Origin of the sequence: Achromobacter pulmonis (assembly GCF_902859765.1) — a bacterium.
Classification (GTDB): Bacteria; Pseudomonadota; Gammaproteobacteria; order Burkholderiales; family Burkholderiaceae_B; genus Achromobacter; species Achromobacter pulmonis.
Genome location: NZ_CADIJV010000008.1, coordinates 1 through 25877, shown reverse-complemented (window position 1 = coordinate 25877; position 25877 = coordinate 1). Strand labels below are relative to the sequence as shown.

Annotated in this window: 26 protein-coding genes; 5 read left to right on the top strand and 21 right to left on the bottom strand. The window is 67.8% G+C overall.

From position 1 onward, the window contains the following. Positions 1-102 precede the first annotated feature (102 nt). The 10 genes from HV701_RS09160 to HV701_RS09115 all read right to left on the bottom strand — a co-directional run bounded on the left by HV701_RS09160 (position 103) and on the right by HV701_RS09115 (position 9629). Complete coding sequence (locus tag HV701_RS09160; protein ID WP_175132762.1) at positions 103-708, bottom strand: glutathione S-transferase; 606 nt, start codon at positions 706-708, stop codon at positions 103-105. A gap of 24 nt (positions 709-732) precedes the next feature. Continuing rightward, positions 733-2439 carry an FAD-dependent oxidoreductase gene (locus HV701_RS09155; RefSeq protein ID WP_175132761.1) on the bottom strand — a complete coding sequence of 569 codons (1707 nt, stop codon included), beginning with the start codon at positions 2437-2439 and terminating at the stop codon, positions 733-735. 5 nt (positions 2440-2444) lie between these two features. Continuing rightward, positions 2445-3185 (bottom strand): SDR family NAD(P)-dependent oxidoreductase, encoded by a 741-nt coding sequence (locus HV701_RS09150; protein WP_175132760.1) that lies wholly within the window; start codon positions 3183-3185, stop codon positions 2445-2447. Positions 3186-3193: 8 nt separating this feature from the next. Further along, positions 3194-3946: an SDR family NAD(P)-dependent oxidoreductase gene (locus tag HV701_RS09145; protein WP_175132759.1), complete on the bottom strand. Its 753-nt coding sequence runs from the start codon at positions 3944-3946 to the stop codon at positions 3194-3196. Between the two features lie 10 nt (positions 3947-3956). Next, positions 3957-4676, bottom strand: a complete 720-nt coding sequence (locus tag HV701_RS09140; protein ID WP_175132758.1) for an ABC transporter ATP-binding protein — start codon at positions 4674-4676, stop codon at positions 3957-3959. Next, positions 4669-5433: an ABC transporter ATP-binding protein gene (locus HV701_RS09135; RefSeq protein ID WP_175132757.1), complete on the bottom strand. Its 765-nt coding sequence runs from the start codon at positions 5431-5433 to the stop codon at positions 4669-4671. The genes HV701_RS09140 and HV701_RS09135 overlap by 8 nt, the downstream gene beginning before the upstream one ends. After that, complete coding sequence (locus HV701_RS09130; protein ID WP_175132756.1) at positions 5430-6425, bottom strand: branched-chain amino acid ABC transporter permease; 996 nt, start codon at positions 6423-6425, stop codon at positions 5430-5432. Before HV701_RS09130 ends, HV701_RS09135 begins: the two co-directional genes overlap by 4 nt. After that, a complete protein-coding gene (locus tag HV701_RS09125) occupies positions 6422-7324 on the bottom strand; it encodes a branched-chain amino acid ABC transporter permease (protein WP_175132755.1) in 903 nt (300 codons plus the stop codon). The genes HV701_RS09130 and HV701_RS09125 overlap by 4 nt, the downstream gene beginning before the upstream one ends. A gap of 222 nt (positions 7325-7546) precedes the next feature. Then, positions 7547-8758, bottom strand: coding sequence for an ABC transporter substrate-binding protein (locus HV701_RS09120; protein WP_175132754.1), 1212 nt, complete (start codon positions 8756-8758; stop codon positions 7547-7549). 79 nt (positions 8759-8837) lie between these two features. Continuing rightward, on the bottom strand, positions 8838-9629 hold the full coding sequence (locus HV701_RS09115) for an SDR family NAD(P)-dependent oxidoreductase (protein WP_175132753.1): 792 nt from the start codon (positions 9627-9629) through the stop codon (positions 8838-8840). A 226-nt stretch (positions 9630-9855) separates the two neighbouring features. Here HV701_RS09115 and HV701_RS09110 point away from each other — a divergent pair, with 226 nt between their 5' ends. Further along, positions 9856-10512 (top strand): GntR family transcriptional regulator, encoded by a 657-nt coding sequence (locus HV701_RS09110; RefSeq protein ID WP_236755581.1) that lies wholly within the window; start codon positions 9856-9858, stop codon positions 10510-10512. A gap of 275 nt (positions 10513-10787) precedes the next feature. Here HV701_RS09110 and HV701_RS09105 read toward each other — a convergent pair whose 3' ends face one another. Together HV701_RS09105 and HV701_RS09100 are read right to left on the bottom strand one after the other, a co-directional pair. After that, positions 10788-11438 (bottom strand): carbonic anhydrase, encoded by a 651-nt coding sequence (locus HV701_RS09105; protein WP_175132751.1) that lies wholly within the window; start codon positions 11436-11438, stop codon positions 10788-10790. Between the two features lie 164 nt (positions 11439-11602). Then, positions 11603-11938, bottom strand: a complete 336-nt coding sequence (locus HV701_RS09100) for an FxLYD domain-containing protein (protein WP_175132750.1) — start codon at positions 11936-11938, stop codon at positions 11603-11605. Positions 11939-12324: 386 nt separating this feature from the next. On the opposite strand from HV701_RS09100, the gene HV701_RS09095 reads away from it, so the two are divergent. Then, on the top strand, positions 12325-12657 hold the full coding sequence (locus HV701_RS09095) for a PsiF family protein (protein ID WP_175132749.1): 333 nt from the start codon (positions 12325-12327) through the stop codon (positions 12655-12657). Between the two features lie 150 nt (positions 12658-12807). On the opposite strand, the gene pcaD is transcribed toward HV701_RS09095, so the two are convergent. Genes pcaD through HV701_RS09070 form a run of 5 tightly spaced genes read right to left on the bottom strand, consistent with a single transcriptional unit; the run spans position 12808 to position 15609 of the window. Continuing rightward, entirely contained in the window at positions 12808-13587 is a 780-nt protein-coding gene (pcaD, locus tag HV701_RS09090) for a 3-oxoadipate enol-lactonase (RefSeq protein WP_175132748.1), read from the bottom strand. Positions 13588-13642: 55 nt separating this feature from the next. Next, positions 13643-13939, bottom strand: a complete 297-nt coding sequence (locus HV701_RS09085; RefSeq protein ID WP_175132747.1) for a YciI family protein — start codon at positions 13937-13939, stop codon at positions 13643-13645. A 12-nt stretch (positions 13940-13951) separates the two neighbouring features. Continuing rightward, positions 13952-14227 carry a muconolactone Delta-isomerase gene (catC, locus tag HV701_RS09080; RefSeq protein WP_054429400.1) on the bottom strand — a complete coding sequence of 92 codons (276 nt, stop codon included), beginning with the start codon at positions 14225-14227 and terminating at the stop codon, positions 13952-13954. A 51-nt stretch (positions 14228-14278) separates the two neighbouring features. Beyond that, positions 14279-14923 carry a 3-oxoacid CoA-transferase subunit B gene (locus HV701_RS09075; RefSeq protein WP_175132746.1) on the bottom strand — a complete coding sequence of 215 codons (645 nt, stop codon included), beginning with the start codon at positions 14921-14923 and terminating at the stop codon, positions 14279-14281. Further along, positions 14920-15609, bottom strand: a complete 690-nt coding sequence (locus HV701_RS09070) for a 3-oxoacid CoA-transferase subunit A (protein WP_006390038.1) — start codon at positions 15607-15609, stop codon at positions 14920-14922. The genes HV701_RS09075 and HV701_RS09070 overlap by 4 nt, the downstream gene beginning before the upstream one ends. A 169-nt stretch (positions 15610-15778) precedes the next feature. Between HV701_RS09070 and HV701_RS09065 the strand changes: the two genes are divergently transcribed. Next, positions 15779-16561: an IclR family transcriptional regulator gene (locus tag HV701_RS09065; protein ID WP_175132745.1), complete on the top strand. Its 783-nt coding sequence runs from the start codon at positions 15779-15781 to the stop codon at positions 16559-16561. Positions 16562-16611: 50 nt separating this feature from the next. Here the strand turns inward: HV701_RS09065 and HV701_RS09060 are convergent, their stop codons facing one another. The 4 genes from HV701_RS09060 to ppc all read right to left on the bottom strand — a co-directional run bounded on the left by HV701_RS09060 (position 16612) and on the right by ppc (position 23110). Beyond that, positions 16612-17340, bottom strand: coding sequence for an SDR family NAD(P)-dependent oxidoreductase (locus HV701_RS09060; protein WP_175132744.1), 729 nt, complete (start codon positions 17338-17340; stop codon positions 16612-16614). A gap of 158 nt (positions 17341-17498) precedes the next feature. Then, positions 17499-18839, bottom strand: coding sequence for a short-chain fatty acid transporter (locus tag HV701_RS09055; protein WP_175132743.1), 1341 nt, complete (start codon positions 18837-18839; stop codon positions 17499-17501). Between the two features lie 182 nt (positions 18840-19021). Beyond that, positions 19022-19957, bottom strand: a complete 936-nt coding sequence (locus HV701_RS09050) for a 3-hydroxyacyl-CoA dehydrogenase family protein (protein WP_175132742.1) — start codon at positions 19955-19957, stop codon at positions 19022-19024. Positions 19958-20263: 306 nt separating this feature from the next. Then, positions 20264-23110: a phosphoenolpyruvate carboxylase gene (gene ppc, locus HV701_RS09045; RefSeq protein WP_175132741.1), complete on the bottom strand. Its 2847-nt coding sequence runs from the start codon at positions 23108-23110 to the stop codon at positions 20264-20266. A 173-nt stretch (positions 23111-23283) separates the two neighbouring features. Between ppc and queC the strand changes: the two genes are divergently transcribed. Together queC and HV701_RS09035 are read left to right on the top strand one after the other, a co-directional pair. Beyond that, a complete protein-coding gene (queC, locus tag HV701_RS09040; RefSeq protein WP_175132740.1) occupies positions 23284-23997 on the top strand; it encodes a 7-cyano-7-deazaguanine synthase QueC in 714 nt (237 codons plus the stop codon). Positions 23998-24333: 336 nt separating this feature from the next. Continuing rightward, positions 24334-25877 (top strand): EAL domain-containing protein (locus HV701_RS09035; RefSeq protein ID WP_254595147.1); only part of this gene is annotated, 1544 nt, incomplete at its 3' end.

Here is a 25877-nt window from a genome sequence, read left to right as displayed (position 1 = left end):
AGCCAGGGGCGAGCGGCGAACCCAAAGGGGGCGCCGTACCGGCCCGGCGCCCGGCCGGGAGCCCGGCGGGTTCTCCAGGCGTGGCGCCGACCCAAAATCGGTTCAGGCGGGCGGCAACGTGGCCTGCATCGACGGGCGCTGGTTGAACGCCTTGAACCAGGCGGCGACGGCGGGGTGGCCGGCGCGCCAGTCGAAATCGGGGTAGCGGAAGTCCAGGTAGCCCAGCGCGCAACCGATGGTGATGGTGCCGATGTCGAGGCGGCCTTCGAGGCTGGCGGCGGTTTTTTCCAGCAGCGCCAGGCCGTCGCGCACCTTGCCCATCTGGCCTTCGTACCAGCCGTCCCAGCGCAGCGGCTCGGGCCGCAGCGCGGTTTCGTAGCGCGCCAGCAGCGCCGCGCCCAGCATGCCGTCGCCCAGCGATTGCTCGGTCAGCGCGTGCCAGCGGGCGGCGCCGGCCGGGAACAGCGCGCCTTTGCCCAGGTCGTTCAGGTATTCGCAGATGACGCGGCTGTCGAACAGGCGCTGGCCGTCGTCGGTGATCAGCGTCGGCACCTGGCCCAGCGGGTTGTCGGGGATGATGGTCTGGTCGCGCGCCACGGGGCCGGCGGCGCTGGGCAGCTTTTCGATGCGGTCGGCCAGCCCCAGCTCATGGGCGATGACCATGCATTTGCGCACGAAGGGCGAGGCGGGCGAGAAGTAGATCTTCATGGGAGTCCTTGTCAGGGTGGAGCGTCAGTGTTGGCCATGAGCCAGATGTTGTCCAGCGACCCAGCCGAACGTCAGCGCGGGTCCGAGCGTGATGCCGGGCGCGGGGTAGGCGCCGCCCATGACCGAGTGCATGTCGTTGCCGGCCACGTACAGGCCGGCGATGACCTGGCCCGTGGCATCCAGGGCCTGCGCGTTGCCGTTGGCGGCGATGCCGCAGGCGGTGCCGATGTCGCCGGCATAGACTTTGACCGCGTAGTAGGGACCGGCGCCGAGCGGCGCCAGGCAGGGGTTGGGTTGGTGTTCCGGGTCGCCCAGGTAGCGGTTGTAGGCGGTGCCGCCCTTGCCGAAGTCGGGGTCCTGCCCCAGCGCCGCGTGTTCGTTGTAGCGCGCCACGGTGGCGCGCAGCGCGTCGGCCGGCACGCCCAGCTTCTGCGCCAGTGCTTCCAGCGTTGGCGCCTGCAACAGGTAGCCAGCGTCGATCAGGTGCTGGCGCGGGCGTCCGCCCGGCAGCGCCAGGCCCAGGCCCCAGGTGTCGATGAAGCGCTGGTCGCACAGCAGGAAGGCGGGCACTGTCGGCGCCTGTTCGTGGCTGCGGTACATGGCCTGCACGAAGGCGTGGTACGAGGTCGATTCGTTGACGAAGCGGCGGCCGGCGCCGTTGACGGCGATCAGTCCCGGCTTGGCGCGGTCCCATACCAGGTGGGGGTAATGCAGCCGCTTGCCGCCGGGCTGCTCCAGGATGGAGACTGGGGCCCAGAAGGCGGGGCTGGAATAGCCCTGGCCCAGCGTCGCGCCGGCGGCTTCGGCCAGGCGGATGCCGTCGCCGGTGTTGTCGCGCGGCGCCATCGACCAGTCGCCGGTGGGATGCGGGTAGGTTTGGCGGCGGCGGGCGGAATCCCAGGGAAAGCCGCCGGTGGCCAGCACCACGCCGCGGCGCGCGCGGATGTTCAGGCGCCGGCCTTGGTGTTCGACGGTGGCGCCCAGCACCGCGCCGCCAGCGTCGCGCAGCAGGGTCAGCGCCGGCGTGTTGAGCCAGTACGGCACCTGGCGCGTCAGCATGGCGTGGAACAGCTGCGCGGCCAACGCGTTGCCCAGCAGCAGGCGGGTGCCGCGGTGATAACCGCGCAGGCGGTCGGCGCCGTAGCGCAGCACCAGCTTCATGGCATGGCGCCAGGACGCAAACGCGCGGGTGGCGCGCAGCAGATGGCGCACGTCGGTGATGCTGACCATCATGCCGCCCAGCACCGTGAATTCCTTGAGCGGATCGCGCAGCGTCTTGAAATGGCGGCCCAGTTTGCGGCCGTCGAATTCCACCGGATCGAGCGAGCGGCCGCCCATGGCCGCGCCGGGCCGGTCGGGGTAATAGTCGGGCGAGGCGGTGCGCGCGGCCACTTGCAGGAAGCCGCGCGCGACCAGGTCGTCCAGCATGCGCGGGCCGGCCTCCAGGTAGGCGCGCTTCATGGCGTCGGCAGCGCCGTCGCCGACGGTCTCCGTCAGATAGGTCCAAACCTTGTCGAAGCTGTCCGGATGGCCGGCGGCCTCGGTCTGCGAGTTAAGCGGTATCCATAGCGCGCCGCCGGAGATAGCCGTCGAGCCGCCGATGCGGCCGGTCTTTTCGATGAGAAGTACGTCCAGCCCCGCCACGCTGGCGGTCAGCGCGGCGCTCATGCCGCCGGCGCCCGAGCCGACCACGAGCGCGTCGACTTCCTTGTCCCACTTGATGCTGTCCATGCCGCCTATGCTCCCGACCCGCCCAGCGATTTGCCGCCGTCCACGAAGATGACCTGGCCGGTGATGAAATCCATGCGCGGCGAGGCCAGGAACGCCACCGCGTTGGCCACGTCCTGCGGCCGGCCGGCGCGGCCCGTGGGCTGCAGCGCCAGTTGGGCGGCCAGGCGCTCGGCGCTCAGGTTGCGCAGCAGCGGCGTGTCGATCAGCCCGGGAGCGATGGCGTTGACCAGGATGCCGCGCGGCGCCAGTTCCATGGCCGAGGCGCGGGTGTAGCCCACCAGCGCGGCCTTCGAGGCCACGTAATGGGGATGATTGCGGGCGCCCAGGTAGGCGCGCGAGGCGATGTTGACGATCCTGCCGCCGGCGGGCATGTCGCGCGCGGCCTCCTGCGTCAGTGTGGCCACCGCCAGCAGGTTGACGTCGTACATGCGGCGGTAGTCGTCGCTGGTGACGTCAAAGAACTTGCGCTCGTCGAACAGGCCGGCGTTGTTGATCAGCGCCGCCAGCGGCGCCAGTTCGCGCGCCAGGGCGCGGGTGGCGTGCTCGTCGGCCAGGTCGACCACGCGGTAGTCCACGTCCAGGCCTTGCGCGCGCAGCGCCTGGGTTTCCTGGTCGGCCAGGGCCGCGTTGCGGTCGGCCATGACGACGCGAAAGCCGTCGCGCGCCAGCCGTTCGACGATCGCCAGGCCCATGCCGCTGGCGCCGCCGGTGACCAGCGCGGTGCCGGGGGAGGTGAGAGGTTCCATTTCGATTCCTATACGGCCAGGTAGCCGCCGTCCACCGGCAGCACCACGCCATTGACATAGCTGGCCATGTCCGAGGCCAGGAACAGCACGGGGCCGACGATTTCGTCGGCGCGTCCGGTTCGCGCCATCGGCGCGCGCCGCAGGTACCAGTCGGTGCCGTGGGCCTGGGCGCGCTGGCCGGCGGTCATCTCGGTTTCCATCAGGCCGGGGGCGACGGCGTTGACGCGCACGCCGTGCGGCGCCAGGTCGCGCGCCAGCACTTCGGTGAACGAGCGCACGCCGCCCTTGGACACCACGTAGCCGGCGGTCGAGATGCCGCAGCCATAGGCCACGATCGAGCACAGGTTGACGATGGCGCCGCGGCTGGCCTTGAGCTGTTCGACGAAGGCGTGGGTGACGTTGAAGGTGCCTTGCAGGTTCACGTTCATCACGCGTTCCCAGATCTGCGGGGTCTGGGGATCGTCGAACGGCGCGCGCGCCGAGATGCCGGCATTGTTGACCAGCACGTCGAGGGCGCCATGGCGCGCTTCGCATTCGGCGGCGAAGGCGCGCACTGCCTGCGCATCGGTCACGTCCAGCGCGGCATCGACGGCGCGGCCGCCCGCCGTGGCGATGGCCTGGGCGCTGGCGCGCGCCAGCGCGGGGTCGAGGTCGGCCACGATCACCGTGGCGCCTTCGCGGGCGAAGCCCTGCGCGATGGTGGCGCCCAGGCCGCGGCCGGCGCCGGTGACGAGAACCCGCTTGTCTTGCATCATGCCCATGGTGTTCTCCCTAGCCGCCCAGGTAGGCGCGCTGCACGCCTGCGTCGCTGGCCAGCGCGGCCGATGCGCCTTCCAGCGCGATCTCGCCGTTCTCCAGGATGTAGGCGTAGCTGGACACGGACAGCGCCAGCTTCACGTTCTGTTCCACCAGCAGGATGGTGATGCCTTGCTCGCGGTTCAGGCGCAGCACGATGTCGAAGATCTGTTCCACCACCAGCGGCGACAGGCCCATGGAGGGTTCATCCAGCAGGATCATGCGCGGGCGCGCCATCATGGCGCGCCCGGTGGCCAGCATCTGCTGCTCGCCGCCCGAGAGCGTGGCGGCCTTCTGTTCGAAGCGCTCGCGCAGGCGCGGGAAGGTGTCGCAGACCATGTCCAGGTCGGTCTTGATCGCCTGGCGGTCCTGGCGCAGGTAGGCGCCCATCTCCAGGTTCTCGCGCACGCTCATTTCACGGAAGATCTCGCGGCCTTCGGGCACTTGCACGATGCCGCGGCCGACGATGGCGTCGGCGGACTGGCGGTGGATGGCCTCGCCGGCAAAGCGCACGCTGCCGGCGGTGGGCGTCACCAGCCGCGAGATCACGTTGAGCGTGGTGGACTTGCCGGCGCCGTTGGCGCCCAGCAACGCGACGATGGCGCCTTGCGGCACTGTCAGCGAGACATCCTGCAGGGCGCGGATGTTGCCGTAGGCGGCGCTGACCGATTCGACTTCAAGCAGGTTTTCAGCCACCGGCGGCTCCCTTGCCCAGATAGGCTTCGATGACGCGGGGGTTGCTGCGCACCTCCGCGGGCGTGCCTTCGGCGATCTTCTCGCCGAACGACATGACGGTGATGCGATCCGAGATCGACATCACCAGCTGCATCACGTGTTCGACCAGCAGCACCGTGATGCCGTCACGCTGGCACAGTTCGGTCAGGATGCGGTCGAGCGTCTCGATTTCTCGGTTGCGCAGGCCGGCGGCGGGCTCGTCCAGCAACAGCAGTTTGGGCGAGATGGCCAGGGCGCGCGCCAGCTCCAGCATCTTCTGGCGGCCGAAGTCCAGGCTGCACGCCGGTGTGTCGAGGAAGTCGGCCAGGCCGACGCGCTCCAGCAGGTGTTCGACGCGCTCGCGCGCCTCGGCATTGGCCGGGCGCAGCAGGCGCGCGGCCGTGTTGGCGCCGTGGGCATAGGTGCCCAGCAAGGCGTTCTCGCGCACGCTCAGGGCGCTGAACAGCTCCAGGTTCTGGAAGGTGCGGGCCACGCCCAGCGCGGCCATCTCGTGCGGCTTCTTTTTCGTGATGTCGACGCCGTCGAAAACGATGCGGCCCTGGGTCGGCCGGTAGTAGCGCGAGACGCAGTTGAAGGTGGTGGACTTGCCGGCGCCGTTGGGGCCGATCAGCGCATGGATGCGGCCGCGCTCGACCTGCATCGACAGGCCGTTGATGGCGGTCAGGCCGCCGAACTTCACCGTCAGGTCCTGGACGTCGAGATAGGGTTGGGCGCTCATGCGGCGCTCCTTTGCGTCGGTTTGGCGGCGGCGTCCTGGCGCGCGGGCAACGGCGCGGCCGGGGGCGGCGCGCGGCGGCGGGCCTCGCGGCCGGCGAACAGGCCCTTGGGCGCGAACATCATGAAGCCCATCAGAATCACGCCGTAGATGATTTCCTGGAACGACAGCGCCTGGCGCAGCAGTTCCGAGATCAGGCCGAAGCCGATCGCGCCGGCGATGGCGCCGCGCACCGAGCCGATGCCGCCGACCACCACCATGGTCAGGATCAGGATGGTGGTCTGGAACCCCAGGCTTTCCGGATGGATGAACGAGGCGAAGGTGGTGTACATGCCGCCGGCAATGCCGGCGTAGGCGGCCGACAGCGTGAAGGCGGTGCGCTTGATGGCGTTGACGTTCACGCCCATCGCCTGCGCCGCCACGTCGCTTTCGCGCACGGCACGCAAGGCCGAGCCCAGTTGCGAGCGCGACAGCGCCACGGTGACCCACAGCAGCAGCGCGGCGATCGCGACCACGAAGGGGTAGGCCTTGATGTCGGACACCAGTTCATAGCCGAACAGCGTGGCCGGCGAGATGCGAAAACCGTTCGAGCCGTTGGTCACCGACTGCCAGTTCAGGAACACCCATTGCATTGCCTCGCCGAAGGCAAAGGTCGACAGCGCCAGGTAGATGTCGCGCATGCGCAGCGCCAGGGCGCCGATGACGTAGCCGAGCAGCGCGGCCAGCAGTCCACCCGCCACGATCGAGACGAAGAAGGGCGGATGCCACAGGTTGTTGATCAGCCCGGCGGTATAGATGCCGACGCCGTAGAACGCGGCGTGCGACAGCGCGAACTGCCCGGTCTCGCCGATGACGATATGCAGGCCCAGGGCCAGCACCACGAACACCATCAGCAGGTTGACGACATAGATCACGTAGCCGCTGGCCATGAACGGCAGGGCCGCCAGCACCACGGCCATCAGCGCCAGCACGGCGCGGTCGGTCTTGGATTTCATACTTTTTTCACCTGCAGTTTGCCGCCCAGCAGGCCTTGCGGGCGCAGCAGCAGCACCACCATGATGGCGACGAAGGGCGCCACGACGATGGCGTTGGTCGAAATGAACAGGCCCACCAGGTTCTCGGCCACGCCGATCACGAAGCCGCCGACCACCGCGCCGGGCAGGCTGGTGATGCCGCCGACGATGGCGGCCGCGTAGGCCAGGATGGCGATGTGGCCGATGTCCGGCGTGATCAGGATCTTGGGCGTGATGAGCAGCGCGGCCACGGCCGAGATCAGCCCGGACAGCGCCCACACCATCATGCGGATGCGCGTCAGGTTCACGCCCACCAGGCGCGCGGCCTTGGGGTTCATGCCGACGGCGCGCATGGCCTTGCCCACGCGGGTATGGGTGAACATCGCGTACAGCAGCAGCATCACGGCCACGGCCACGGCGAAGATCACCAGGTCCAGCTGTGTCAGCACCGCGTCGCCGATGAGGATGGCGTCGGTGGGGGCGAGCGGCGGCAGCGAGCGCGGCGTGTCGCCCAGCCCGCTCTGGCGCACCAGCCCCTTCAGGGCGTAGGCCAGGCCCAGCGTGGCGATCACCATCTGCACGCCCACGCCCTTGGAGGCGATGACGCGCTCCATCACCACGCGCTGGAACAGGCCGGAGACCACGGCCACCAGGGCCAGCGTCACCGGAATGACCACCAGGTAGGGCCAGCCCATCACCAGGGTCAGGAACAGGGCGATGTAGCCCCCGACCATGAAGATCTCGCCCTGGGCGAAATTGGGCACGTCGGTGGTCTTGAAGATAATGACGACGGCGACCGCCAGCAGCGCGTACACGCTGCCCGTCACCAGTCCCGACAGCACCCCCTGCTGCAGGAACAACCAGATATCGGCAAAGCTCATGATGGTCTCCGGCGGTCCGCGCGGCGCTGCGCCGCGGCGCGGACCGGGTGTGCTGTCCCGCAGATACGCCCGCACGAAATCCACCCCTTGACGCCATGGCGTCGTTGCAAATCCTCGCGCTACCTACGGGTAGCACTGCGGTTTGCGCCTAGCCCTGACGCCAATGGATGAATTTCGTCATGCGCACGTATCTACGGGACAGCACACTGCCTGTGGCGGCGGTTACGGTTGGTACTGCCAGACGCTCTTGAAGGCGCCCGGCACGAGCGACATGTTGCTGCCGTCGAACTTGATGTAGATGGCCGACTCCTGCGCGGCGCGGTCGTTCGGGCCGAATTCGATCGGGCCGGCCATGACGCCGGAATCGAACTTCATGGTCTCCAGCGCGGCCAGCACCTTCTCGCGGGTGGGCTGCGGGCCGGCGGCCTTGAGCGCGTTGACCACCGCCATCGCCGACGGCAGCCCGTAGGGCATATAGGTCTGCGGATGGCCGGGCTTGGAGGCCAGGTCCGGATAGGCCTGTTTGTACATGTCGTAGACCCAGCTCAGCTTGGCGCCGCCAGGCATGTCGCTCAATACTTCCTGGATGTAGACGTTCTTGAAGGCGTCCTTGTTGCCGACGTTCTCGACCAGTTGCTTCAGGTCGGCGGTGCCGTTGACGGCCAGCACGATGGGCTTGTTCCAGCCCAGTTCCTGCGCCTTCTTGATGATCAGCGCGGCGGGCCGCGCGTAGGTGGTCAGCAGCAGCACGTCGGGGTTGCCGGCGCGGATCTTCAGCATCGGCGCGGTAACGTCGGTGATGTTGGGATTGACCGACTGCACCTGCAGGCTCACGCCGCCCAGGTGCTTGGCCTGGGCCTGGGCGGCCTCCAGGTTCCAGCCGCCGTAGGCGTCGTCGTGATTGATGTAGCCGATCTTCTTGCCCTTGAGGTGCTCGGCGGCGAACTGCACCATCGAGCCGCCCACGGCGTGTTGCGAGATCGAGAAGGCGCCGTAGATGTACTTGGACGGCGGGTACAGCGCGCCGTCGCCGGAGGCGTTGAGCATGACCAGCGGCACCTTCTCGCGCTCGACGTATTCGCGCGCGGCCACGACGGCGGCCGAGCATGAGCCGCCGTTCAGCAGGAACGCCTTGTCCTGCTCGGTCAGCTTCTTGACCGCGGCCACCAGGTCGTTGGCGTTGCAGCGGTCGTCCTCGATCACCAGTTCGATCTGGCGGCCGTTGATGCCGCCTTCCTTGTTGACCTTGGCGTACCACATCTTGGCAGCGTTGAGCACGTCGAAGCCATAGGCCATGCCGCTGCCCGAGAGCGGGGCGAACAGGCCGATCCTGATGGTCTTGTCGGTGATGCCGGGTTCCTGCTGGGCCTGGGCGGAGGCGCCCAGGGCGAGGGCGCATAGCGCGGCAGCCGCATGGCGGCGAAGGTGCTTCATGGTTTGTCTCCCGTTTTATGTGTGCGCGCCTTTATCCATGGCGCGTTGCTGCGAGGGCGGCGGAGCCGCCGGATTGGGTTCACTGCATGCGGTAGCCACCGTTGACGTCGATGACGCTGCCGGTGATGTAGCCCGCTTCTTCCGAGGCCAGGAAACGCACGGCGGCGGCCACGTCGTCCACGGTGCCGATGCGCCCCAGCGGAATCGCCTGCGCGGCGGCCGCGAGCGCGCCGCTGCTGGTGACGGTGCTGCGCAGCATGTCGGTGTCGATCAGGCCGGGCGCGATGCCGTTGACGGTGACGCCCAGGTGCGCGGACTCGCGCGCCATGGCCTTGGTCAGACCCAGCACGGCCGACTTGGCGGCGATGTAGGAGGCGCTGGAGCGGTAGCCGCCCAACTGCGCGGCGACCGAAGTGAAGGTGACGATGCGGCCATGCCGCAGCGGCGCGGCTTCGCGCCGGCGCAGGTAGGCGCGGCCGCACAGGAACACGCCGCGCGCGTTGACGGCGAAGCTGCGTTCCCAGATGTCGAGCGGGGTGTCCTTGATCAGCGGGCGTTCGCCGTTGGGCTGGAACAGCAGCAGGCCGGCGGCGCTGACCAGCACGGCGATGGGGCCGTGGGCCTGTTCGATCTGGTCGAACGCGGTTTCGACGGCGTTTTCGTCGCTGACGTCGAAGGCGTGGGCGCTGTGCGGCGGGCCCAGTTCGTCGGTCACGCGGGCGGCGCGGCGGGCGTCCAGGTCGGAGGCCACCACGCGATAGCCGGCGCGGGCCAGCTCCTGGCAGATGGTGGCGCCGATGCCGCCGCCGCCGCCGGTGACGAGCGCGAGCCGCGCGGCCGGGCCCGCGGCCGGCGTGGATACATTGGACATGCTGTCTCCTATTGCACGGATTCGCCTGCCTTGGAGTAGGCGTCCGTCGATCTGAATTTTTGGCGATTATGTATACATGAGCATGGTGCAGGTATAGGGGCTTTCCCGTAGTGGTGCGCTGGCTTTGATTGTTCTCATTGGGGAAAGCCCTAGCGGGGTGGTAAGGAGCGGTATCGCATGTATTCTTCATGTATACAATGCGGGCATGGATACGCTATCTCAACACGTGACCGATACGCTGCGGGACTGGGTGCTGCATGGCAAATTCAGCCCGGGCGCCCGCCTGGAGGAAATCCCGTTGGCCGAGAAGCTGGGGGTGTCGCGCACGCCGGTGCGGGCGGCCCTGGCGACGCTGGGCAATGAAGGGCTGCTGGAGCATTTGCCCAAGCGCGGCTATACGGTGCGGGCCTATGACCTGGCGGAGATCGTGGCGGCCTATGAGGTGCGCGCGGCGCTGGAGGGGCTGGCCTGCCGGCAGGCGGCGCTGCGCGGACTATCGAACGACGCGGTGGCGGTGCTGAAGAATTGCCTGGACGAAGGCGATCGGATTCTCGGCAAGGGGGTGTTGCTGGCGGAGGATCATCTGCCTTACCAGCAGGTCAACATCACGCTGCACAACGGCATCCTGGAGGCGGCGGGCAATCCGTGGGTGAAGCGGTTCGCGACGCAGGCGCAGGCGATTCCTTATGCGTCGGATCGGATCATCCTTTGGGAAGATCACGGGATCATCCTGCGGTCGCATGACGATCATCACCGGATCGTCAATGCCATCATTGCGCGGGATGGGGCGCGGGCCGAGGATCTGATGCGCGAGCATGTCTACTACGCGGGGATCATTCTCAAGGGGAATTACGAGAGGTTGGCGCAGGCCTATCGGGTTTGAGGGGGATTGTTGTCGCTGTGGGCGGGGCTGTTGGGTTCTTTAGGCGCGGGTGACGGCTGTTCCTTCAGATTCCCTCGGGCGCATCTACACGCCCCGCCATCCCCCGCCGGCCCCGTCACCCGCTCGCGATGAGACTTAACGGCGGCCGTTGAGGCGGGCTGGCTGCTTGGCGTTTTTGTCGGCAATCGTGGGGGGCGGCCGCCTTTGGCGTTTGGGGGGCTGGCGTCGGGGCGGTGGCGCTGCGCGCTGGCCGGGCCGCCGCGTTCGCGGAGCGATCAGCCGGGCAGGCCGGTTTCCAGGCAGGGGCTGAATTCGCCGGTGGCGGGGTCGCGCAGGAACAGGACGCCGGTGGCGACGCCGAAGTAGGTGCCGTGCAGCTCCAGGTCGCCGTTTTCGACGCGGCGGCGGATGGAGGGGAAGGTCATCAGGTTGTTCAGGCTGTGGCCGATGACGGCGAGTTCGAGGCGTTTGAGGTCGGTGGCGCGGTCGTCGCCGCCGGGGCCGAGTTCGTCGGCGACGGGGGCGATCTGGGACATCCACTTGCCGATGAAGTCGCCCTTGGTGAGCGGCTTGGCGTCGTCGAAGAAGGCGCGGATGCCGCCGCAGGAGGCGTGGCCGAGGACGACGATGTGCTTGACGTTCAGGCCGTTGACCGCGAACTCGATGGCGGCGCTGGTGCCGTGGTACGAGGATTCGGAATCGGGATCACAGGGCGGGACCAGGTTGGCGACGTTGCGCACCACGAACATCTCGCCGGGGCCGGCGTCGAAGATGGCTTCGGGCGAGACGCGCGAGTCGCAACAGCCGATGATCAGGATTTCCGGGCTTTGCCCAGTTTCGGCCAGTTTTTCGTAGCGGCTGCGTTCGGAATGGAAGCGGCCGGCGAGAAAGGATTGATAGCCTTCGGTGAGTCTTTTGGGAAACATGATCTTTTCACTTCCTTGGTAACGAGGCCGGGCATGCCGGCGTGCCGGCGGACGCAACAAGGGGCTTCGTGTGGAAGCCCCTTTTGTCGAGTCGGCTGCCGAATTTTCCCACAATTGGGCGGCCGCCCGCTTGACTAAACCCTATCCAGATAAGGGTTTTTTGGTCACCGGGCGCGAATGTCCAGGGCGGTGACTTTGGCGAATCGCAGTGGCGTGATGGCGCGGATCGTCTTGATCTGGCCCGGCGCCAGCGGGCCGATGTCGTCGTCGCGCACGCGGCCGACTTCGCGGCCCTGTTCGTCGTAGAGGACAAAGGTGAGCATGACGTAGTTGACGGCGCGCATCGATTGGTTGGCGAGCGAGCCGGTGATGGTCGACAGGTTTTCGTTGGTGTCGCGGATGGCCTGGATGTTGCCCAGCGTGATGCCGTACAGGCTCTGCGCACCGGCCGCGCCAGTCAGGCCGGCCAGCAGTGCAAGGGAGGCAAGAGCGGTTCTCATGGCGGTCTCCTGTGGGACCCGGGTACCGGGTTGTCCGCGCCGCGGCCTCTGCGGGCCGCGTGTCCGGGGACATGTGCCTATCTCACACCTTTCCCGCCCGCCGCACAACGGCTCAAATGGATGAATGGGTAACAGGTTGCAGGGGATAGCCGCAGATTCTTCCGCGGATGCCACAAATGCGTCGGAATGTCTCCAATTTGTGGGGGTTGGCGGGGGGCGGGCGCCTGGCTGCCCCTGGCGCGCCGGCGTTGGCATTTATTGTCTTTTCGACGCTTGCGTCGTGCCCGGCTTTGTTCGATGATGACCACGCCGGCAATGTGGCCGGTGGATCTTGCGGCCCGGTTGCGCGCCAGGGTGGCGTCCATGGGCGCTCAAGGGAGGAACTCATGCTTTCCCGTACCAGCCAATTGGCCTCGGCCATCGTGTTGTCCGCCTGTTGCTTTGGCGCCGTCAACGCCCAGACCTCCGCGCCCGCGCCGGCCAAGAAACCGACCGCGCAGCAGCAACGCATGGCCGACTGCAACAAGTCGGCCGAAGGCAAGAAGGGTGACGAGCGCAAGGCGTACATGAGCGCCTGTCTCAAGGGCGAGGCGCCGCCGCCCGCCAAGCAATTGACGCCGCAGCAGCAGAAGATGAAGGACTGCAACGCCAAGGCCAGCGAGCAGAAGCTGACCGGCGACAAGCGCAAGACCTTCATGAGCACCTGCCTGAAAGGCTGAATACCGCCTCATGCGAAAAGCGCCGGCCGTGCATTCGGACCGGCGCTTTTGTTTGCGCCGCTGGTCACGCCGTGGCGATCGGCGTGACCGGCGAGCCGATCGCGCGCGGCAGGCGCAGCGGCGGGCCGCTCATCGGCCGCGCTGCATGGCCTATTGCGTGAGGAAGTCGAGCACCGCGCGGGTGAAGGCTTCCGGTTGTTCCCAGTTGGAGATGTGGGAGGTGTTCAGTTCGAGGTAGCGCGCGCCCGGGATGGCGCCGGCCAGTTCCTGGCCCTGCGCGGGCGTGGCGGCCAGGTCGTGGGTGCCGCCGATGACCAGCGTCGGGGCCTTGATGGCCGACACCTGCTCGCGGAAATCGGCGTCGCGCAGCGCGGCGCAGTTGCCCGAGTAGCCGGCGTCCGAGGTGCGGCGCAGCATGTCCACCAGCACTTGCGCCAGGCCCGGCTCGGCGGCGCGGTAGCCGTCGGTGAGCCAGCGTTCGACCAGGGTGGGCGCCATTTTTTCCAGCGTCTGTTCGGCCACGGCGGCGATGCGGGCGCTCCAGCCTTCGGCCGAGCCGATGCGCGCGGCGGTGTTGCACAGGATCAGTTTGCCGATCAGTTCGGGGCGGTTCAGCGCCAGCCACAGGCCGGTGGGGCCGCCCATCGACAGGCCGCAGAAGTGCGCGCGTTCGATGCCCAGGTGCGCCAGCAGTTCGGCGACGTCGTTGCCTAGCTGCGCGAAACTGTATTCGCCGTCGGGGATCGAGGATTTGCCGTGGCCGCGGGTGTCGTAGCGCAGCACGCGAAAGTGCTTGCTCAGTTCGGGAATCTGGCGCGCCCACATGTCGGCGCAGGTGCCCAGCGAATTGGAGAGCACCAGCACCGGCGCGTCGGCGGGGCCATCGATGACGTAGTACAGCCGTGCCTGGCTGAGATCGGCGTAAGACATGCGGGAAATCCTCGGGGAATGAAGGCGCGGCCGCCCGCGGGCGGCCGCGTGGCGATTACAGGTGGCAGGTGCCGTCGACGTAGGCCTTGCGCCAGCGCGTGATGGTCACGCGCTGGAACAGCTGCGCCTGGGCGAAGGGGTCGGCGTCGATGAACTGCTGCGCGGCCTCGCGCGTGTCCAGGTCGACGATGTACAGGCCGCCGCCCAGGTCCGTGCCGTCATCCTGCAGCTTGGCGCCGCAGGCCAGCAGCAGGTGCTTGTTGGCGTCCAGGTATTCGAGGTGCGCGGCGCGGTGCTGCTGGCGCACGGCCTGGTGGTCCGGCTTGTCGAAGGTCTCGATGATGTAGGGCATGGGCGGCTCCGTTCAGATGGCCGAGGGATGGCGCGCCAGCGCCGTCACCTGGATGTCCATGTAGGGGAACAGCGGCAGCGACGACAGCAGCGTGTGCAGTTCGTCGTTGTCCTGCACGTCGAAGATGCTGACGTTGGCGTAGCGGCCGACGACGCGCCACAGGCTCTTCCACTTGCCGTCGCGTTGCAGTTGCTGCGCCAGGGCCTTTTCGTCGGCCTTGAGCTTGTCGGCTTGCGCAGCCGGCATATCGACGGGCAGATTGACCTGCATTTGAACCATGAACAACATGATGGGTGTCTCCAGGAAAGCGGCCCCGGCACGGCCGGGGCGCGGGGGGGATCAGTTGGAAAACTTCAGCGGCAGGCCGGTCAGGCGCAGCAGCTCGTCGGCGGTGATGTCGCCGAACATGTCGATCACCGTGACGCCGTCGGCGCGGATGTCGAACACCGCGACGTCGGTGTACACGCGCGACACGCAGCGCACGCCGGTCAGCGGGTAGGTGCAGGCGTCGACCAGCTTGCTCTGGCCTTCGCGGGTCTGCAGTTCCATCATGACGAAGACGTCCTTGGCGCCGATGGCCAGGTCCATCGCGCCGCCGACGGCGGGGATGGCGTCGGGCGCGCCGGTGTGCCAGTTGGCCAGGTCGCCGTGCTGCGACACTTGGAAGGCGCCCAGCACGCAGATGTCCAGGTGGCCGCCGCGCATCATCGCGAACGAGTCGGCATGGTGGAAGAACGAGCAGCCGGGCAGCTCGGTGACGGGCTGCTTGCCGGCGTTGATCAGGTCGTAGTCTTCCTCGCCCTTGGCCGGCGCCGGGCCCATGCCCAGCATGCCGTTCTCGGTGTGCAGGATGACTTCGCGGTCGGCCGGCAGGTGGTTGGCCACCAGCGTCGGCAGGCCGATGCCGAGATTGACGTAGGCGCCTTCAGGAATGTCCTGGGCGACGCGGGCGGCGATCTGGTCGCGGGTCAGTTTGGTGCTCATTGCTGCTCCTTGGCGGCCTGGGCGGCGTCGATCTGCACGACGCGCTGCACGAAGATGCCGGGGGTGACGACGGTTTCCGGATCGAGGGCGCCCAGTTCGACGACTTCACGCACCTGGGCCACGGCCACGCGCGCGGCGCTGGCCATGATGGGGCCGAAGTTGCGCGCGGTCTTGCGGTACACCAGGTTGCCCCAGCGGTCGCCGCGCTCGGCCTTGATGAGCGCGTAGTCGGCGTGCAGCGGATATTCCAGCACGTACTGGCGGCCGTTGATCTCGCGGGTTTCCTTGCCGTCGGCCAGCGGGGTGCCGTAGCCGGTGGGCGAGTAGAAGGCGCCGATGCCGGCGCCGGCGGCGCGGATGCGCTCGGCCAGGTTGCCCTGCGGCACCAGTTCGAGTTCGATCTTGCCGCTGCGGTACAGGCCGTCGAAGATCTGCGAGTCCACCTGGCGCGGGAACGAGCAGATGATCTTGCGCACGCGGTTGGCGCCCAGCAGGGCGGCCAGGCCGGTGGTGCCGTTGCCGGCGTTGTTGTTGATGATGACCAGGTCCTTGGCGCCTTGTTCGAGCAGGGCGTCGATCAGTTCCATGGGCTGGCCGGCGGTGCCGAAGCCGCCGATCATGACGGTGGCGCCGTCGGGGACGTCGGCGAGGGCGGCCGCCGCGCTTGCAACAAGCTTAGAAATCATGGTGTTCGCTCATAGGTGGCGTGTCATAATTTGTTCTCAATTAGAACTTTCGTTCTTCTGAAGAACATCGTTTCATGGGGATGGTCGACCGTCAAGGCAAGCCGGCGCGGTGCGATCCCCCCCGTTCAGGGTTGCCGGCAGCGGCAACGTTTTTTCTCGCGGTAGACGGATGGCCGAGCAAGCAACCCAGCAACCCAGCGACAGCTACGTTCAATCTTTTGCGCGCGGCCTGTCCGTGATCCGGGCGTTCGGCCCGGAACGTTCCCAGATGACGCTGTCCGAGGTGGCGGCCGTGACCGGGCTGACCCGCGCCGGCGCGCGCCGCATCCTGCTGACGCTGGAACACCTGGGCTACGTCACGGTCGAGGACCGCAAGTTCGCGCTGACCCCGCGCATCCTCGAACTGGGCTACGCCTACCTGTCGGGCACGCCGTTGTGGAACCTGGCGCTGCCCTACATGGAAGAAGTGGCCGAGCAGACGCGCGAGTCGTGCTCGGTGTCGGTGCTGGAAGGCCCCGACATCGTCTACATCCTGCGGCTGTCGACTCACAAGGTCATGACCATCAACCTGGCGGTGGGCAGCCGCCTGCCGGCCTGGGTGACGTCGATGGGCCGGGTGCTGCTGGCCGGATTGCCCGCGGCCGAACTGGACCGGGCGCTGGCGATGAGCCAGATCCGGGCCTACACCAAGGACACCGTTACCGATATCGCCGCGCTCAAGGCCATCCTGGCCGGCGTGCGCGCCGACGGCTACGCCTGCGTGGCGCAGGAACTGGAACCCGGCCTGCAATCCGTGGCGGTGCCGATCGTCGATCGCAGCGGCCGCGTGATCGCCGCGATGAACGTCAGCGGCCATGCCAACCGCTTTACGCGCGAGGAAATGCTGGCGGCCTTCCTGCCGCCGCTGCGCCACGCCGCCGACCAGATCAACCACGCGCTGTTGCGCCGTTAGGCGGCGCGGGCGGGTGGGGGCGACCAAGCGGGCGGACATGGCGGCGGGCCTCAGATCGGGGCGACGCCCAGCGTCGTGCCGCCGCAGACATACAGCATCTGGCCGGTGACGAAGCCGTTGTCGGGCGACAGAAAGAACATGGCGGCGCGCGCCACGTCCTCGGGCGTGCCCAGGCGCTTGACCACGATGCTGTTGATGATGCGTTCGGTCTGCGGCGCGCCGGCCGGATTGCTCTTGGTGAACAGATCGGTGGCGATGGGGCCGGGGCCGATGGCGTTGACGGTGATGCCGTCGCCGCCCAGTTCCATCGCCAGCGTGCGCGTCAGGCCGACCAGGCCGGCCTTGGTGGCCGAATAGACCACGCGCTCCGGTTTGCCCAGCGCCGCCCGTGACGACATGTTGACGATGCGGCCGAAGCCGGCCGCGCGCATCGCCGGCAGCGCGGCCTGCACCAGGATCAGCGCGGTGCGCAGGTGCAGGTTGACCACGTAGTCCAGGTCGGCCAGCGTGGCGGTGTCGGCGGTGCCCGGACGGGTGGCGCCGGCATTGTTGACCAGGCCGACGATGTCGTAGGCGGCGGTCACTTCGGCGGCCACTTCCCTGGTGCGCGCCTCGTCGGTCAGGTCGGCCTGGTACGACACCAGTCCGGCCGGCGGGTGCTCGGGCAGGCGGTAGTCGATGTTGACCACTTTGTGCCCGGCATCCAGCAGCATGCGGATGATGGCGGCGCCGATCCCGGCGCTGCCGCCGGTCACCAGATACGCGGTAGGTTTGCTCATCTCAGCTCCCAATTCAATTCTCAATCGCGACATTCTCAAGAACACCGCCTTTCACCATTCCATCTGCCTCCCCAGCGAGGACACCGCCAGATCCGGCGCTGCCGGTCTGCAGGTGTCGCCCCCTGGGGGGCGCGCGCAGCGCGTACGGGGGGGCCCTCTCAATGAGTCAAATAACCCCAAGCGAGGACGGCGGTGATGTGGATCACCCCGACCCACAGCATCATGATGACCGTATAACCCATCACGTCACGCAGCTTGAGCTTGGACAGCGCCAGCGCCGGCAGGATCCAGAACGGCTGCACCAGGTCGTTCCAGGCGTTGCCCAGCATCACGGCCATGGTGGTCTGGTTGAGCGCGCTGCCGATCTCGCGGGCGGCGTCGATCATGAACGGCCCCTGGATGACCCAGTGGCCGCCGGCCGAGGGCGCGAAGAAGTTGATGACGAACGAGCTGATCAGCCCCCAGAACGGCAGCGTGGCCGGCGTGGCCACGTCGACGAACACCTTGGAGATCGACGTCACCAGGCCCGAGGCGGCCATGATGGCCATGATGCCGGCGTAGAACGGGTATTGCAGGATGATGCCGGAGATGGTCTTGATGCCTTCGGTCAGCTTGGCCACGTAAGCGGCCGGCGTGCCCAGCAGGATGATGCCCAGGAACAGGATGATGAAGTTGATCAGGTTCAGGTCGAGCGAGCCGCCATCCATGAAATGGAAGACGACATAGGCCACGCCCAGCGCGCCGATCAGCAGGCTCAGGAGGCGGCTGTTGTTGAGCTTGGAGGCCAGCGTGCCTTTTTCCAGCAGGTCGTCGGCGCCGCCGGCGGCGTGGGTGTCGCGGTCGATGGCCGGGTCCACTTCGACGATCTTCTCGCCCTTTTTCGGATGCAGCCAGGCGTTCAGCAGCGGCAGCGTCACGATGATCACCAGGCTGGTGATCAGCATCGGCACCGAGAAAATGGTTTCCGTCAGCGGAATGGTGCCCATCTGCTTGGCGGTCGGGTGGCCGGGGGTGGCCACCAGCACCGGGATGCTGGCCGACAGGCCCAGGCCGTACATGGTGAAGCCGCTGTAGGCCGCGGCGATGATCAGCGGGTAGTGCACGCCCTTGACCTTGAGCGCCAGCTTCTTGGCGACGATGCCGCCGATGACCAGGCCGAAGCCCCAGTTCAGGTAGCTGCCGATGCCGCCGACCAGGGTGGCGACGATGATGGCGGTGTGCGGCTTGTGCACATGGCTGACGATGCGGTTGAGCAGGCGGTCGGTCAGCGGCGCGGTGGCCAGCACGTAGCCCATGGCCAGGATCACGGCCATCTGGGTGGTGAAGGCCAGCAGGCTCCAGAAGCCCTTGCCCCAGGCGCGGGTCACGTCGCCGATGCTCTGGCCTTCGATGCCCATGGCCAGCAGCACGGTGAGCAAGGTCAGCGCGATCGCGAAGACAAAGGGATCGGGCAGATACTTGCGCATCAGCTCAGTGAAAAAAGATGCCAATTTATTCATGGTGCCTCCAACGAACTCCGGTAAGGCCTATTGCTCTGGTGTCTTGCGCCGTGGCGCGCCGGGTGGGGGCGCGGTGGCGGGACGGTCGGTTTCTTTGCGTGGTTGGGCCGGTGGCCCGCTGGCGCGTCGGGCGGGTCGCCGCGCGCCTTATGGTGTAGGTATTCGGTGCAGTGGTCGCCGCGTCAGGAGTCGCCGGCCTTGGCGTTGAGCCACGCGGCCAACTCGCCGAGCGCCGCGCTCTTTTCGCGCAGCACCTGTTCGCGGCGCTCGGGGCTCCAGGCATAGAAGCCCTGGCCGCTCTTGGCGCCGAGCTGGCCGTTTTCGACCTTGCTTTTCAGCAGCTCGGACGGCTCGGTGCGGTTTTCCAGATCTTTGTAGAGATAGCTGGCGATGGCGTAGTGGACGTCGATGCCGTTCATGTCGCGCTGCTCCAGCGGTCCGGACAGCGCCAGGCGGATGCCCAGGCTCCACTTGACCACTTCATCGATGTCCTCGGCGCTGGCCACGCCCTTTTCCAGCAGCGAGATCGCCTCGCGCGCCAGGGCGTGCTGGATGCGGTTGGCGATGAAGCCGGGGATGTCCTGGCGCACCAGCACGGGGCGCTTGCCGCCCTGCCGCAAGGTGGCCATGACGCGCGCCACGGTCTCTTCCGAGGTGGCGTCGTTGCGCACCACTTCCACCAGCGGGATGACGTCGGCGGGGGTGAAGAAATGCGTGCCGACGAAACGGTCGCGGCGCGCCACGGCGCTGGCGATGGCGTTGATCGACAGGCCCGAGGTGTTGGTAGCGAAGATCGCTTCGGGCTGGCACAGCGTGTCGAGCTGAGCGAACAGGCCGCGCTTGAGTTCCAGGTTCTCCGGCACCGCCTCGATCACCAGATCACAGGCGGCGGCCGCGTCCAGGCCGGGCGCCATGCGGATGCGTTGCATCACGGCGTCGATCTGGCCGGGGGCGTAGACATTCAATTGGCGCTCGATGACCGCGCGGGCGCGATCCAGCGCGCCGTCCATGGGATCGACCAGGACTACGTCCAATCCCTTCGACGCGAAGAGCGCGGCAATGCCGCTGCCCATGGCGCCGGCGCCGATGACGGCCAGATGCTTGAGGGGAGTATCCATGAGGGTTCGCTTGCAGCCTTACAGGCCGGTGCGGCAGAAGGGCACGGGCGGAACCAGGGAGCTGCGATCTGTCTCTTCCGTCGGTGTCTTCCTGTGCGCGGGCCAGAAAAATCGTTGTGTTCTATATACGAACATTTGTGCGTATATAGAATTTCTGGCGAAGATAGTACTAAAAGTTGCCGGGAGCGGACAAATACGCGATTTGAGATGTTCGTCTGGTGGACGTAATGGCGCGTGACGCGCCGGCGGCGGGGCACCAGGCCGGCAGGGACGGGCATCGCGCCCGCCCCTGCCGGCCTTCAATCTTCACCCCGAGTTGCGCAGCCCGGCCGCGATGCCGTTGATGGTCAGGTGGATGGCGCGCTGCACGCGTTCGTCGCCGTCGCCGCCGGCCGACTTCTGCGCCGCGCGGTGGCGGCGGATCAGTTCGACCTGCAGGTAGTTGAGCGGGTCGATATAGGCGAAACGCTCGCGCAGCGAGGCTTGCAGCGCGGGATTGTCGGCCAGCAGTTCGCGCCGCGTCAGCAGTTTCAGCATGGCCAGGGTGCGGGCGTGTTCGGCGCTGATCATGCCGAAGATCTTCTCGCGCAGCGCGCGTTGCGGCACCAGTTGCGCATAGCGCGCGGCGATGGCCAGGTCGGACTTGGCCAGCACCATCTCCATGTTCGACAGCAGGGTGCGGAAGGCCGGCCAGTCCTGCGCCATTTCGCGCAGCTGGGCCAGGCGGGCGCGCCGCGAGCGCGGCGCCCCCGGCGCGCCGGTTTCCAGGTAGGCCTCGATGGCCGAGCCCATGCCGTACCAGCCGGTCAGCATCAGGCGGCATTGGGCCCAGGAAAAGCCCCACGGGATGGCGCGCAGGTCTTCGATGCGCTGGCCCTTCTTGCGCGAGGCCGGGCGCGAGCCGATGTTCAGCCCGGCGATCTCGGCGATGGGGGTGGCCGCGAAGAAGTATTCGGCGAAGCGCGGCGTGTCATAGACCAGGCCGCGGTAGCTGCGCTGCGCGGCCTCCGACATGAACGACATGGCCGGGCCGTGCTGGGCCATGTGCGCGTCTTCGGCGCTGGTGGCCGCGGCGCGCGGCGCCAGGCTCGATTCGAGGGCGGCGGCGACCAGCAGTTCGAGGTGCCAGCGGCCGACCTCGGCGTCCTTGTACTTGCTCTGGATGACCTCGCCCTGTTCGGTCAGGCGGATCTGGCCGGCCACGGTGCCCGGCGGCTGGGCCAGGATCGCATCGAAGCTGGAACCGCCGCCGCGGCCCACCGAGCCGCCACGGCCGTGGAACAGGCGCAGGCGCACGTGGCGGCTGGAGAACACGTCGACCAGCGCGCGCTCGGCCTGGTACAGCGACCAGTTGGACGTCAGGAAGCCGCCATCCTTGTTGCTGTCGGAATAGCCCAGCATGACTTCCTGGGCGCCGTTCTGGGCGCGCTTCACGCGCTCGCGGATCTCGGGCAGGTCGAGCCAGGCGGCCATGATGCCGGCGCCGCGCTGCAGATCGGGGATGGTCTCGAACAGCGGCACCACCATCAGGCCATCCTCGGGCAGGATGTCCTGGCCGGGAGGGGCGGTCAGGCCCGCTTCCTTTTGCAGCACCATCACTTCGAGCAGGTCGCTGAGGGTTTCCGTGTGCGAGACGATGGTCTGGCGCACCGCCTGTTTGCCGTAGCGCTGGCGGCCGGCGGCGGCGGCGCGCAGCACCGCCAGTTCGCGCGTGGTGTCTTCGCTGTAGGCGATCCAGGGCGAGGCCAGCGGCCGCGCCTGCGCCAGCTCGGCGCGCAGCAGCGCCACCCGCGCGTCTTCGTCCAGCGCCAGGTAATCGAGCGGCCGGCCGTCGTGGGTGGCGCCGGCGCGGCTGAACAGTTCGGCCAGCGCGCGTTCGTGCACGTCGGAACTCTGGCGCAGGTCGACCGTGGCGAGGTGAAAGCCGAACACTTCGACGGCCTGCTGCAACCCGGCCAGCCGCAGCCGGGCGACGGGCGCGCCGTGGTGCGCGGCCAGCGAGGCGGCGATGACGGCCAGGTCGGCCGACAATTCCTGTGGCGTGTCGTAGGGCTGCGCGGCGACGGTGCTGCGGCGCGCCAGGTTCTGGCCGGTCAGGCGCAGCGCGGTGGCGGCCAGGCGCGCATAGACGCCGACCAGCGCGCGCCGGTAGGGCTCGTCGCTGCGATGCGGCGAGTCGTCGCCGCTGCGCTCGGCCAGTGCCTGCAGCGCCGGATCGACCGCGATCAGCAGCGTGGTGATGGACAGCTCGGCGCCGAGCGCGTGCACTTCCTGCAGGTAGTGCTCGAACAGCACGGTGGCCTGGCGCAGCAGGGCGCGTTCCAGCGTGCCGGCGTCGACATTGGGATTGCCGTCGCGGTCGCCGCCGATCCAGCTGCCCATGCGCAGGAAAGGTTCCAGCGGCGGCGGCGGGGCGCCGAACGGCTTGGCATCGCGGTTGAGCAGCTTGGACAGGTCGCCGTAGACGCGCGGGATGACCTGCAGGAAGGTGCTGCGGTAGTACGAGAGCGCGTTCTCGATTTCGTCGGCCACCGTCAGGCGGGTGTAGCGCAGCATGCGGGTCTGCCACAGCGTGGCCACGCGGCCGAGCAAGGCGGCGTCGAGTTCGGCCAGCTCTTCCGGCGTCAGTGGCTGGTCGCGCTGCGCCAGTGCGGCGGCGATTTCACGGTGCAGGTCGAGTGTGCTCTTGCGCTGCACTTCGGTGGGATGGGCGGTCAGCACCGGCATGACGCAGGCTTCGGCCAGCAGGCGGCGGATGCGCGCCGGCGTCACGCCGTGGCGGCCCAGGGTCTGCACGGCATCGCGCAGGCTGCCGCGCGCGGGCGCGTCGCCGGCCAGGGCGCGGGCCCGCTGGCTGCGGTTCTGGTCGCGGTCCTCGGCGATGTTGGACAGATGCAGGAAATAGCTGAAGGCGCGCGCCACCGAGTTCGGGTCGCTGCCCTGCAGGAGCTTGACGCGCTGTTCCAGCAGCTTGCCATCGGCCTTGTTGCCTTCGCGGCGGAATTTGACGGCGGTGCGGCGCAGGGTTTCGATGGTGTCGAAAACCCGTCTGCCTTCGCATTCGGCGATGACTTCGCCAAGCAACCGGCCTAACAGCCGGATATCGTGACGCAAGGGTTCTGCGGAGTCGGACTGCGGGCGGCTGGCATTCATCGGGCGGGGGATCCGTCGGGCTGCTGGAGAAAGAGGAAGGGTCAGGTGATGCGCACTGCGGGGTAAACCGTGAACGAGAACAGCATCGATTTTACGCAGGCTTCCTTACGGGCCAGGCCGCTGGCTGCGGTAAAGTCTGGCCTATCCCTTTGTCTTTGCAGAAGCCCCCTTTTATGCTGAATCACCAACGTCGCGCGCTCGTGCTGTTTTCGGGCGGCCAGGATTCCACCACCTGCCTGGCCTGGGCGCTGGAGCGCTATGCCCATGTGGAAACCGTGGCGTTCGATTACGGCCAGCGCCACCGCATCGAACTGGACGCGCGCCTGAACGTGCTGCGCGAGATCCGCGCGCGCTTTCCGCAATGGGCGCCGCGCCTGGGCGAAGACCATCTGCTGGACCTGAAGGTGCTGGGACAGGTGGGCGACACCGCCATGACCAGCGACCGCGCCATCGAGATGCAGGCCAACGGCCTGCCCAACACCTTCGTGCCCGGCCGCAACCTGCTGTTCCTGACGCTGGCGGCCGCCTTGGGCTACCGGCGCCAGCTGGACGTGCTGGTGGGCGGCATGTGCGAAACCGATTTCTCGGGCTACCCCGATTGCCGCGACGACACCATCAAGGCGCAGCAGGTGGCGCTGGGCCTGGGCCTGGGCAGCCGCGTCACCATCGAGACGCCGCTGATGTGGATCGACAAGTCCGAAACCTGGGCGCTGGCCCGGCAACTGGGCGGCGACGCGCTGGTCGAGACCATCGTCGAGGAAAGCCACACCTGTTACCTGGGTGAGCGCGGCGCGCGCCATGCCTGGGGCTATGGCTGCGGCGAGTGCCCTGCCTGCAAGCTGCGCCGGGCCGGCTGGGACAAGTGGCAGGCGCAGGGCGAAGCCTGAGCCGTCCGCCGGCCAGGCAATAACAACGAATCCCCGTGCCGGGATGTGCCAGGCGGCCCGCCGGGACGCGTTGCCGACTGACGCCGCAATGGCGTCAGAATCCGCGCGGACCGTAGCGGCGCGCGTGTCGCTACGTTTCACCAACCGGTGAGTTTTATTTCGATATATTGAATTCCACTCATTTAATAATGAGTGAAATTCAATTATTTTTGACTTTGCGCGGCAACACAGGGGGTTGAGCGCTTTTTTTTTGCGACCCTGTTCAAGGTATGGAGATGCAAAAAAACATTTCAATACCGTTCGATGGAAAGCGTTTTTCTCCAGGGCTCAATCATCATGAATCGGTCGCGCATTATCCTTATTTTCGACAATGAATTCGCCAAGCAGGGCATTTCCGATTCGCTCCAGCAGATCGGCTTCGTTCTGAATCCCGTATCGCTCCAGGAACCGGCGCCGGCGCGTCACGCTGGGGAAATCCAGGTGCACCTGTGCCTGCCACGGGACCTGGACATCACGATCGGCCAATTGCGCGCGCGTTTCGCCCATTCGACCATCATCGCCATCCGCCATATCGAAAGCCCGGCGGTGCGGATCAATGCGCTGCTGGCCGGCGCCGACAGCTGCTACGGCGCCAACATCAGCTACAGCGAGGTGGCGGCGGCGATCCAGTCGGCGCAGCGCAAACTGACCTTGTGCCAGCCCCCCGCGGCGTCCGCGCCGCGCCGGCCGGACGTGGTCGCCGGCGCGCCCGTGGCGGAACAAAGCTGGCGGCTGTGCGAGAACGAATGGACGCTGGTGTCGCCGGGCGGCCAGGGCATCACCCTCACGCCCATGGAGCGCGCGGTGCTCAAGGGCATGCATGATCACCCCGAGCGGCTCATCCGCCGCGCGGATTTTGCCGTCGCCAGCCTGGACATCGCCGGCAACGGCCGCGCGCTGGACCTGGTCATCAGCCGCCTCAAGCGCAAGGGCGCCGCCGCCGGCATGGCCATCCCGATCCGCAGCCTGCGCGGCAAGGGCTATGCGTTCTCGGCCGCGCTGTCCCAGGACGGCGAGGCCCAGGAAACCCCAGCCGCCCGCAAGGAGGGCGCCGTGTCGCCGCTGCTGGCCGCGATCCAGGGCGACCGGCTGCAGTTCCATTACCAACCCATCGTCACCGCCACGGATCTGGAGATCGTCGGCGCCGAAGCCCTGTTGCGCTGGCGCGCGGCCGGCGGCGAAACCATGGGCATCGATGGCCTGCTACGCGAAACCTGCGCCCCGGAGGCGGCGCAGGCCCTGATCAGTTGGGGCCTGCACACCATTGCCCGTGACCAGACGCGCTGGCGGCAGGCGGCGCACGGCTCAGGGCTGGCGGTGAACATCAAGATCTCGCCGCAGAGCTTTGCCCGCCGCGATTTCGTCGGCGCGATCCTGCGCGACATCGCCGCTTGCGGCCTGGCGTACGGCGATATCCGCATCGAGCTGACCGAAGAGGCGGCGCTGCACGCCGGGTCCGCCGACATCCGGTCGATGCTGGAAGCCTTCACCAGCCGCGGCATACAGGTGTGGCTCGATGATTTCGGCAAGGGCTACAACAACCTCGAGTGGCTGTCGACGCTGCCCCTGGCGGGCCTGAAGCTGGACAAGTCGATCATCTGGAGCGCCGCGCGGCAGGCGGAGGCGCAGAAGGTGCTGGCGTCGATCTGCCGGCTGGCGCGGGACCTGGACATCACCACTGTGGGCGGGGGCATCGAGACCGAGGCGCATTGCCGCGCCGCGCGCGAAGCCGGCTGCGACCTGCTGCAAGGCTTCCTGTTCTTCCGGCCCGGCACGGCCGATGAGCTGGCCGCGGCCCTGGCCGAGCAGCGCTGGCGCCGCGCCGGCGTGGCGCGGCCTCG